The sequence below is a fragment of the Rhizobacter sp. P3_B12 genome, assembly GCF_056402895.1.
In genome coordinates this window covers 1-567 of the sequence record NZ_JBFUGN010001752.1, presented here as the reverse complement: position 1 = coordinate 567, position 567 = coordinate 1, and the positions used below count along the sequence as shown (strand labels likewise).

Annotated in this window: 1 protein-coding gene; it reads left to right on the top strand. The window is 74.4% G+C overall.

From position 1 onward, the window contains the following. The coding region (locus AC1D01_RS38045) for a helix-turn-helix domain-containing protein (RefSeq protein WP_477875176.1) at positions 1-534 on the top strand (534 nt) is incomplete at its 5' end. Positions 535-567 lie beyond the last annotated feature (33 nt).

The window sequence follows — 567 nt, the reverse complement described above, 5'->3', positions numbered from 1 at the left end:
ACCCTCAAGGCCCTCACGCACCCCCTCCGCCCCCGGATCCTCAGCGCGCTGCGCCTGCACGGACCGGCCACGGCGTCGCGCCTCGCGGAGCACCTCGGGGTCAACACGGGAGCGACGAGCTACCACGTGCGCCAGCTCGCCATCGCCGGGTTCGTCGTCGAGGCGACCGAGATGGGCAACGCCCGCGACCGGTGGTGGCGCGCCGCGCACGCCCGCACCTACTTCGACACCCACGACGCCGACAGCGAGACCTCCGCGGCCTACCTGTCCGCCGTCGCCGCGGGCTACGCCGACGCCGCGCAGCGCGCGATCGCCGAGATCGCCACCCTCCCGCCGGAGTGGGAGGACGCCGGCACGTTCAGCAACTTCACCCTGCGCCTCACCGCCGACGAGGCCGCCGGGCTCATCACCGAGCTCACCAGCCTCATCCGCTCCTACCGCCCGCACCAGGGCACGACCGACGCCCCCGACGACGCCCGTCCCGTCTCGGTCAACCTCGAGGTCTTCCGCGCTCCCGGGATGCCCACGGAGTGACCGCATCCGCGCGCCCCTCGCGGCGCAGTCTCC